Below are 10045 nucleotides of genomic sequence, written 5' to 3'. Positions count from 1 at the left end.
ACTTTGATGCGTTGCTCATCATAAAGGATATTGCTTTTCATACATTTCATTCCCCCTCACCGATATTGTACCTTATTGCATATTGATGACTCCAATCCAATTAGGGGGCTTCAGAGTGTTTTGCCTCCAAATTTGAAATAAATGGATTTTCTACAGCTAATCCAGATGAATCGGAGGATATTGTTCAAACCAACAGAAATTAGCTGCACATTTTCCATCTATTCAATAAAAACACCAGTAATCTGCGTTATTAGATGGAGAAAATCCATCTATTCGCTATTCGCTACATACTACTTTCCAAACACAATACACAATACACAACTCTACTCTACTCTACTCTACTCTACTCTACTCACCATTCATTCATTGATCACACACTGCGTCTATCTACTCATCCTACAACACAATCGCTTCTACCTCTATCTCAATCAGCAATCGCGGGTCGATCAGCGCCTTCACTTCAACCATTGTCGCAACAGGCTGCACGTCACGGAAATATTCCCCATGCGCCTTGCCGAACGCTTCCCATAACGAAATATCCGTCACGAACATACGAGTTCGCACGACATCAGATAACTGTGCACCGAGCTCTAGAAGCACCTGTTCAATCGTTTGAAGGATGAACCGCGTTTGCTCGTAAGCGTTGCCCACGCCAACAACCTCGCCGTCTTTCATCGCTGTCGTCCCAGCAACCTCGATTCGGTCACCTACACGAATGGCTCGACAATAGCCAACCACCGGCTCCCAAGGTGAGCCCGTAAACACTCTTGTTCGATTCATTACACGATCGCTCCTTTCTTTTTACAAATATGCTGCTAATCTCGCTTGTAATCCTTCTGTCACCGGCAATAACGGCAATCGTAATGCGCCTGATCCGATGACGCCTTGTTGGTGTAGCAGCCATTTGATCGGAGCAGGATTCGGCTCTTGAAATAGAAGACGAATAAGTGGAAGCAGCTCCTCGAACTCTCGCCGGCTGTTCTCATGTGCCCCGCTAACAAAGCTGCGGATAAAAGAAACAAACCTCTCCGTCTCCACATTTGCTGAAGCACTCATAACCCCTTTAGCGCCGGACTGCAGTGCTGCATACAGCAACGTATCMTCGCCACACAGAACTGGTTTAGAGCCCAGTCTAGTCAATTCTGTGACCAGCCCAGTGTTAGGCGTACTGTCCTTCATCCCGATGACGCCGTCGAGATCAAGGATGGCTCGAACCGTGTCCAACTCAAGCGTCACACCTGTGCGATGCGGCACATCATACAAGATCACCGGCACACCAACCACCGCCACCTGGCGAAAATGTTCAATGATCCCCTGCTGACTTGGTTTGTTATAATAGGGAACTACAACTAATGCAGCTTCTGCACCAAGTTTGCCTGCTTCTGCTGTTTGGCGGACAGTTGAACGCGTATCATTCGTACCTGTTCCTACGACTAAAGGCACATCTACGTGAGCAGCGTCGCGAGCGGCTTGAGCTGTAGCAAACAACACCCCAAGCTCGTCTTTCGTGATCGTTGGCGATTCTCCTGTCGTTCCATTGACAACTAATCCATCTATTTCATCTTGAAACAAGTTATAAGCCTGATTATAAAAGGATGCAGCATCCACTTCAAACTCTTCATCAAAAGGTGTGACGATGGGTACATATAACCCCTGTAGGTCTTGTTCTTTTAGCAAAATAACCATCTCCCAGTCTCGTTTGTTTGTACATTTACTTTAGCATGGAACTCTTCATCACAGTTAGCTATAATAAATGATAGAACTCATCAAAAATATTGATAATAAAGCGAGGCTATATATGGATCTAACGTATTTCCGCACCTTTCGGGAGGTTGCCCGTAGGAAAAGCTTCACACGTGCCGCAGAAGAACTAGGCTATGCTCAATCGAGCATTACGATGCAAATTCAAAAGTTGGAACGTGAATACGGAGTMCCTTTATTTGAAAGGTACGGCCGACAATTACGTCTGACTCCACCTGGAGAAAGCTTACTTGTGATAACGCAACAATTGTTAGAGCTCTATGATCAATCCAAGGAAATGATAGCCAATCAAGTTAGTGGAACGTTGACCATCGGTACGATCAATTCATTAGCAGCCTATTATCTGCCACCTTTTTTACATAAGCTTAAACAGCTGTATCCAGGATTAAATATCCAGCTTTATCCTGACAGCGAAGCCTCCATTCTCACCAAGGTCAAAGAAGGAGATTATGATATTGGCCTTCTATTAGATCAATATCCGGCAGATCCCACTCTCTCTTGCACGAGTGTCCGAGAAGAACAACTCGTCTTCGTTGCACCCTTAGATCACCCTTTAACGCAACAATCCGATATTCAGCTTGCCGACCTAGGGAACACGGAATTTATCGTCACCGAAGAAGGATGTATCTATCGAGGGAAGTTTGAAAGATTACTTAAAGACAATGCCGTCGCCTTACAGATCGGTTTCGAGTTAGGCAATGTTGAAGCCATCAAACAATGTGTGATGAGCGGCTTAGGCATCGCCTTGTTACCTCGGATCACGGTAGCGAATGAGTTGACAATCGGCAAGCTTGCCCAGCTTCCTTTTACACATAACCAACTATCAATGGACCTACAGCTAGTGCTGCATCCGAAAAAATGGATGTCCCAACCCTTACAAGCGTTTATTCAATTGTTGACTAACCAACCMGCGGAATGAAAAAAAGAAGCTCACCTTTGCGAAAAGGTAGAGCTTCTTCGAATTGAAAGTTAAATTCAAGAGTTGCACCCCAGTGTGGCGCCGATCGAACGGTAACCTGCTGGTATACGCAGAATCTTGTTGTCTGTTGCAAGACCACTCAAGTATAGAGGAATCCTACACCGTTCGTCAATTTCCGTCACAGAAGCAATCAATTATACGCCGTAAGCGGATGGATTGACTCTCCAAGAACGTAGAAGTTCCATATCTGTTTGTTGGATCTTCCCTTTTTCCAAAGCTACCTCAAGCAAGGTTGAGTAGTTAGAAAGTGTGTGAAGTGGCATTTCTGCCGCCGCGAATGCGTCTGTTGCTTTATCCAGCTGATAGGAGAAAATCGCTAGTACGCCAAGTGCTTCAGCTCCCGCATCTTTCACGGCAACCGCCGCTTTCAACGAGCTGCCTCCTGTGGAAATTAAATCTTCAATGACGATGACTTTTTGACCTGGTTTCACAGTACCTTCAATCAGGTTCTCCTTGCCATGTCCTTTCGCTTTATCGCGAATGTAGATCATCGGAAGACCAAGCTTCTGAGCTACCCATGCTGCATGAGGGATTCCAGCTGTCGCTGTTCCTGCCACAACCTCAGCTTCAGGAAATTTCTCCTTGATCAAGGCCACGAAGCCATCGGCAATCGCATCACGGATCGCAGGGTGTGACATGGTCAAACGATTATCGCAATAAATCGGAGATTTCAATCCCGATGTCCATGTAAAAGGTTGCTGTGGACGAAGAGCCACGGCTTCAATATCTAATAACGACGCTGCAATATGCTGTGCGATTGTTTCAAGCTTACTCATACGCTCACCGTTCCTTTCAAGTTTTAGATCGATTTAAGTGAAACTACAACCTACACGATTGAATCGATAATCGCTTCAATTGCTGCTCTTGGGTCCGCTGCGCCTGTGATCGGTCGCCCGATCACGACATAGTCCGTCCCCTGCGCGAACGCCTCAGCCGGCGTCATAATGCGCGACTGGTCGCCGATGTCGGCCCCCGCCGGGCGGATGCCTGGCGTCACGGTGACGAAGCCGTCACCGCAAGCCGCCTTAATCGCTGTCACCTCAAGCGGTGACGCGACAACCCCGTTAAGCCCCGCGGCATGCGCCAAGCGGGCGTACCGAATGACGGCCTGCTCGGTTGTACCGGCAAGGCCGATCTCGTCATTCAGCACCTGCTGCGAGGTGCTGGTCAATTGCGTCACGCCGATGACAATCGGGCGTGCTGCCCCTACAGCTAGCCCCTTGTCGACACCCTCCAAGGCAGCCTCCATCATGTACTTGCCTCCGGCTGCATGCACATTGAACACATCAACCCCAAGGCGCGTCACGCTCTCCGCGCCGCCCTTGACCGTGTTCGGAATGTCATGCATTTTCACGTCGAGGAACACCTTATAGCCGCGATCCTTCAGACTCGCGACAAAGGTAGGACCTGCAGCATAAAACAGCTGCATTCCTACCTTTACATAACACGGAATGCCTTCGAGCTGCTTAAGCAGCCCTTCAGCACTTTCCGCGTTCGCGTAGTCCAAGGCGACCATGATGCGTCCGGTAACATCGTTGCGAGTTAACGTACTCATGTTTGGCACCATCCTTTAGACATGTATTGGCATTGCACGTGAGGAGAAGTTGATAGCTTCAAGCATATTCACTAGCGCTCTTACAGTATCGAGCGATGTCATACATACTACACCGTTCTCTACTGCTTCACGACGAATGCGGAAGCCGTCACGCTCAGGCGTTTTGCCCTTAGTCAATGTGTTCACGACGAACTGAGCATCACCGCTGCGGATGAGGTCAAGAATGTTTGGTGAACCTTCACTAAGCTTGTTGACCGTTGTAACTGGAAGACCTGCTTGTGCAATTGCCTCGGCAGTTCCACCTGTTGCAATGATTTTGTAACCTAGGCGATAGAAGCCTTTCAAGATTTCAATCGCTTCGTCTTTATCTTTATCCGCTACGGTGACCACGACGGAACCTGCAGCAGGGATCTTCATACCAGCACCGATGAGACCTTTGTACAGGGCTTTTGCAAAGTTCACATCACGACCCATAACCTCACCAGTGGACTTCATTTCAGGCCCGAGTGTTGTATCTACGCGGCGTAGCTTCGCGAAGGAGAATACCGGAACTTTGACAGAAACGTATTTATCTTCTGGCCATAGACCACCTTGGTAACCCATATCTGCAAGTGTTTGCCCCATGATTACACGTGTTGCCACATTCGCCATCGGGATGTTTGTCACTTTGCTTAAGAAAGGTACTGTTCTGGAAGAACGCGGGTTAACCTCGATCACATACACTTGATCGTTATGAATAACGAACTGGATGTTTACTAGACCAATTACGTTCAACTCTAAGGCGATTTTCGTCGTGATATCGATAATTTGTTGCTTAATCTCTTCTGAAATGGATTGTGGCGGATACACAGCGATCGAGTCACCGGAGTGAACCCCTGCGCGTTCCACGTGTTCCATGATGCCTGGGATCAGAACCGTTTCTCTATCACAGATCGCGTCAACCTCTACCTCTTTACCCAGCATGTAACGGTCGATTAGAACCGGATGCTCAGGGTTGATTTTCACTGCATATTCCATGTAGCTAAGAAGCTCTTCATCGGAGTAGACGATTTCCATCGCGCGCCCACCTAGTACGTAGGAAGGACGAACGATAACCGGATAACCGAATTTCGCTGCTGTACCAACTGCTTGATCGACCGATGTAACTGTGCCTCCTGGAGGTTGAGCTACTGAAATTTTGCTAAGCAAAGCTTCGAATTTCTTGCGATCTTCCGCTGTATCGATACTTTCTAGGTCAGAACCTAGGATGCGTACGCCAGCTTTGTGTAGAGGTGCAGCCAAGTTGATAGCCGTTTGACCACCGAATTGAACGATTACGCCGATTGGTTGCTCACGCTCAATTACGTTCATAACATCTTCGAAGAACAATGGCTCGAAGTACAAGCGATCTGAAGTGTTAAAGTCTGTTGAAACTGTTTCTGGATTATTGTTGATAATAACCGCTTCATAACCAGCCGCTTGAATCGCCCACACCGCGTGAACCGTGGAGTAATCGAACTCGATCCCTTGACCGATACGGATTGGACCAGATCCTAGAACAACAACCTTTTCTTTCGTCGTTTCGGTTACTTCATCTTCTTGCTCGTATGTGGAGTAGTAGTACGGTGTGGAAGCTTCGAATTCAGCCGCACATGTATCTACCATTTTGTATACTGGCTTGATGTTGTTTTGCAAACGGAATGTTCTAACGTCCGCTTCTTTCGTGAAGGTCGAGCAGCCTGCCAATGTACGAATTTCCGCAACAGCACGGTCTGTGAAGCCTTTACGCTTAATTTCGAAAATAAGTTCAGCTGTCAAATCCTTCGCTGCAATTTCCTTTTCATACGCGATAAGCGCACTTAGTTTGTTCAAGAACCACCAGTCAATTTTCGTCAAATTTTGCAGTGTTTCCACCGTATAGCCTCTGCGGAACGCTTCTGCTAGTAAGAAGATACGCTCGTCGTCTGGTTTTACCAAACGAAGTTCTAATGTTTCTGTATCTAGTAAATCCGTTTCTTTCAAGAACAAGCGGTGAACACCGATTTCTAGGGAACGAATCGCTTTATGAATGGACTCTTCGAACGTACGGCCAATCGCCATAACTTCGCCAGTCGCTTTCATTTGTGTTCCTAGCTTACGGTTTGCTGCTGTGAACTTATCGAACGGCCAACGTGGAATCTTGGATACGATGTAATCCAGTGCTGGTTCGAAGCAAGCATACGTTTGTCCAGTAACAGGGTTAACCAGTTCATCAAGTGTGTAACCAATCGCAATTTTCGCTGCCATTTTCGCAATTGGATAACCAGTTGCTTTGGAAGCAAGCGCTGAAGAGCGACTTACACGCGGGTTAACTTCGATTACATAATATTGGAAGCTATGTGGGTCTAGCGCGTATTGAACGTTACATCCGCCTTCGATATTCAAGGCACGAATGATTTTCAAGGATGCGGAACGCAGCATTTGGTACTCACGGTCCGACAATGTTTGACTTGGAGCTACTACGATACTGTCGCCTGTATGTACGCCAACTGGATCAAAGTTCTCCATGTTACACACAACGATACAGTTGTCGTTCGCATCACGCATAACTTCGTACTCGACTTCTTTCATACCCGCGATACTGCGCTCTACGAGACACTGACCGATTGGGCTGTAACGAATTCCGGAAGCAACGATTTCCGTCAACTCTTCCATCGTGTTACAAATACYGCCGCCTGTTCCACCTAGTGTGTACGCAGGACGAATGATGATCGGGAAGCCGATTTCATTAGCAAAATCAACCGCTTGTGCTACTGTTGTGACGATAACGCTATCTGGTACTGGTTGCTCGAGTTCTCTCATCAAGTCTCTGAAAAGGTCACGATCTTCCGCTTTCTCAATCGCTGTAAGTTGTGTTCCTAGAAGCTTAACGTTCTCGCTCTCAAGAACGCCTGCACGAGCAAGTTCAACGGCCATGTTAAGACCCGTTTGTCCACCTAGTGTTGGAAGCAAACCATCGGGACGCTCTTGACGAATGATTTGTGTAACGAACTCAAGTGTGATCGGCTCGATGTATACTTTGTCAGCCATGTTCGTATCTGTCATGATCGTAGCTGGGTTGCTGTTGATCAGGATAACTTCCATACCTTCTTCTTTCAATGCTTGGCAAGCTTGCGTACCAGCGTAGTCGAACTCCGCCGCTTGACCAATAACGATCGGTCCGGAACCGATAACGAGAATCTTTTTGAGTGTATTATTTTTTGGCATTTTGCAGTTCCTCCTTCACAGATGTCAATGCCGTGGAAGCATTCCACTGAGCAAGCATTTGCGCTTGGCGCGGCTGCTGTGGGTTATCTAGTTTGTGCTGACGAATCAGCGAGATGAAATCATCGAACAGGTAGCTGGAGTCGAATGGTCCAGGTGCTGCCTCTGGGTGATATTGAACCGAGAATGCTGGATATTGCTTGTGGCGTAAGCCTTCGATTGTGCGATCGTTATTGTTAATGTGCGTCACTTCAAGGTTCGTTCCTTGTACGGAATCTTCCTTAACGGTGTAGCCATGGTTTTGCGATGTAATGTAGCAACGACCGGAAATCAAATCTTTAACCGGGTGGTTACCGCCGCGATGACCGAATTTCAATTTATCTGTATCCGCGCCGCAAGCTAGTGCGAACAATTGGTGGCCTAAGCAAATTCCGAACAGTGGAATGTCGCCGAGCAAACCTTTGATCATTTCTACTGCGTGTGGAACATCCTTCGGATCCCCAGGGCCGTTAGAAAGCAATACACCGTCTGGTGCCAAACGACGAATTTGTTCAGCAGTTGCATTCTGTGGAACAACCACAACATCGCAATCGCGTTTGCTAAGGTCACGAATGATTCCGCTTTTTGCACCGAAGTCAACGAGTACAATGCGTTCTTTGTGTCCAGGAGCACCGAATACACTTTTCGTGGAAACACGGGAAACTTGATCCGTCATAAGCGGCGTGTTTTTAAGAGTTGCCATCAATTCTTCAACGGATTTATTGGACGTTGTGATGATGCTTTTCATTACGCCGTAGTGACGAATTTTACGAGTTAACATGCGTGTGTCGATACCGCTGATCCCAACGATGCCGTATTCTTTCAACAGGCTGCCAAGTGTATACTGAGCTCTCCAGTTACTTGGGATTTCTTCATGTTCACGCACAACGAAACCATGGATGAATGGACGCACGGACTCGAAGTCATCGCGAATCACACCGTAGTTTCCTTGTAGTGGATACGTCATCGTTACGATTTGTCCACAGTATGAAGGATCCGAAAGTACCTCTTGATAACCTGTAATCCCTGTATTGAATACAACCTCGCCGACGGATTCACCTTCACTACCGAACGATTTTCCTGTAAAAAGAGTGCCGTCTTCCAGCAACAATCTTGCCTGCATGTTCTTTCAACTCCTTCGCTATTGTCAGGCGGTTCTCACGAACCGCAGATGTCATGCTTACCATGTAATGATTCAAGGACTTGCATAAAGATTAATCTTTCTGTATAAATATACACGATTTTAACGCAATCGTATAGATGCTTCTCGGGATTTAGGCTTTAAAATTAAGGCTATTTCTTGAACTCAAGAGTATACAACTTTACCGGAAGCAATCGTAACAACCGGCCAACCTTGCAGCTCCCAACCGATGAACGGGGTGTTCTTGCTGCGTGAAACAATCTCTTCTTTCACAACTGCTTTCGTTGTATCCAGATCAACGATTGTAATGTCTGCCGCGCTGCCCACTTCTAAAGTTCCGTATGGAAGACCGAATACGTCAGCAGGCTTTTTGGTCATGCGATCCACTAGGAAGCCAAGTGTCCATTTGCCTGTAAGTACAAATTTCGTATACAGCAAGGAGAATGCTGTTTCGAAACCAAGGATTCCGAATGGTGCCATCATCATGCCTTTGGCTTTCTCTTCTTCCGTATGCGGTGCATGATCCGTTACGATGATATCAATCGTGCCGTCTTCCAATCCTTCGATAACAGCCTGTACATCACGCGGTGTACGTAGGGGCGGGTTCATCTTCCAGTTCGCATCCATCCCTGGAATGTCTTCTTCTGACAGAAGAAGATGATGCGGACACACTTCTGCAGTAACCTTGATGCCGAACTGTTTGGCATGACGGATCAAGCGAACGGATTGCTCTGTGCTGACATGACATACGTGGTAGTGTACCCCAGTTGCTTCCGCTAGCAATACGTCGCGGCCAACATGAATCGCTTCGGATTCATTCKGGATACCTTTCAGACCATGCTTTGTCGCGAAAGTCCCTTCGTTTACCGGCGCTCCTACAACCAATGTGTCATCTTCACAGTGTGCGATGATTGGCATACCGAGTGATGCGGCAAGCGCCATTGCATCCTTCATCATTTGCGCGCTTTGAACGCCAACGCCATCGTCCGTGTACCCGATTACTCCCGCTTCTTTCAACGCTGCGAAGTCCGTTAGTTCACGACCAAGCTCGTTCTTCGTGATCGTTCCGTAAGGAATGACGCGCACAACACCTTCTGTTGCTGCTTTATCTAATATGTAATTTACCGTATCTACGGTATCAATAACCGGTCTTGTATTTGGCATGCAAGCAATTGTTGTAAAACCGCCTCTTGCCGCAGAACGTGTTCCAGTTGCAATGTTTTCTTTATGTTCGAAGCCAGGCTCTCTCAAATGCACGTGCATATCAATGAAACCAGGTGATACAAGCTTGCCAGCAGCGTCAATGACTTCATGACAAGCTTGCCAGCAGCGTCAATGACTTCATGAC

Annotated in this window: 7 protein-coding genes and 1 pseudogene; 1 reads left to right on the top strand and 7 read right to left on the bottom strand. The window is 47.2% G+C overall.

Annotated elements, in window-relative coordinates; translation table 11 throughout:
* Positions 1–396 precede the first annotated feature (396 nt).
* A complete protein-coding gene (locus tag AC1DLM_RS33325; protein ID WP_441989024.1) occupies positions 397–780 on the bottom strand; it encodes a RidA family protein in 384 nt (127 codons plus the stop codon).
* A 21-nt stretch (positions 781–801) separates the two neighbouring features.
* Positions 802–1686: a 4-hydroxy-tetrahydrodipicolinate synthase gene (gene dapA / locus AC1DLM_RS33320; protein ID WP_477572381.1), complete on the bottom strand. Its 885-nt coding sequence runs from the start codon at positions 1684–1686 to the stop codon at positions 802–804.
* Between the two features lie 112 nt (positions 1687–1798).
* Between dapA and AC1DLM_RS33315 the strand changes: the two genes are divergently transcribed.
* The gene (locus AC1DLM_RS33315; RefSeq protein WP_441989022.1) at positions 1799–2680 is read left to right on the top strand and encodes a LysR family transcriptional regulator; all 882 of its coding nucleotides are present in this window, start codon (positions 1799–1801) and stop codon (positions 2678–2680) included.
* A 194-nt stretch (positions 2681–2874) separates the two neighbouring features.
* Here AC1DLM_RS33315 and pyrE read toward each other — a convergent pair whose 3' ends face one another.
* The 5 genes and pseudogenes from pyrE to AC1DLM_RS33290 form a co-directional block, all read right to left on the bottom strand.
* Positions 2875–3516: an orotate phosphoribosyltransferase gene (gene pyrE / locus AC1DLM_RS33310; protein WP_441989021.1), complete on the bottom strand. Its 642-nt coding sequence runs from the start codon at positions 3514–3516 to the stop codon at positions 2875–2877.
* Positions 3517–3566: 50 nt separating this feature from the next.
* Complete coding sequence (gene pyrF, locus AC1DLM_RS33305; protein WP_441989020.1) at positions 3567–4295, bottom strand: orotidine-5'-phosphate decarboxylase; 729 nt, start codon at positions 4293–4295, stop codon at positions 3567–3569.
* Between the two features lie 15 nt (positions 4296–4310).
* Entirely contained in the window at positions 4311–7520 is a 3210-nt protein-coding gene (carB, locus tag AC1DLM_RS33300; protein WP_477572380.1) for a carbamoyl-phosphate synthase large subunit, read from the bottom strand.
* A complete protein-coding gene (carA, locus tag AC1DLM_RS33295) occupies positions 7507–8679 on the bottom strand; it encodes a glutamine-hydrolyzing carbamoyl-phosphate synthase small subunit (RefSeq protein ID WP_477572379.1) in 1173 nt (390 codons plus the stop codon). The genes carB and carA overlap by 14 nt, the downstream gene beginning before the upstream one ends.
* Positions 8680–8862: 183 nt before the next feature.
* A pseudogene (locus tag AC1DLM_RS33290) lies at positions 8863–10011 on the bottom strand (dihydroorotase); the annotation flags it as partial.
* Between the last annotated feature and the right edge of the window lie 34 nt (positions 10012–10045).

It is taken from the genome of Paenibacillus sp. 01T442 (assembly GCF_056398345.1).
This window is presented reverse-complemented; position numbering and strand designations above follow the sequence as displayed.

Bases quoted from the DNA above. Each gene is read 5' to 3' on its own strand.
- carA (WP_477572379.1), bottom strand. From the start codon at position 8,679: ATGCAGGCAAGATTGTTGCTGGAAGACGGCACTCTTTTTACAGGAAAA.
- pyrF (WP_441989020.1), bottom strand. From the start codon at position 4,295: ATGAGTACGTTAACTCGCAACGATGTTACCGGACGCATCATGGTCGCC.
- AC1DLM_RS33325 (WP_441989024.1), bottom strand. From the start codon at position 780: ATGAATCGAACAAGAGTGTTTACGGGCTCACCTTGGGAGCCGGTGGTT.
- pyrE (WP_441989021.1), bottom strand. From the start codon at position 3,516: ATGAGTAAGCTTGAAACAATCGCACAGCATATTGCAGCGTCGTTATTA.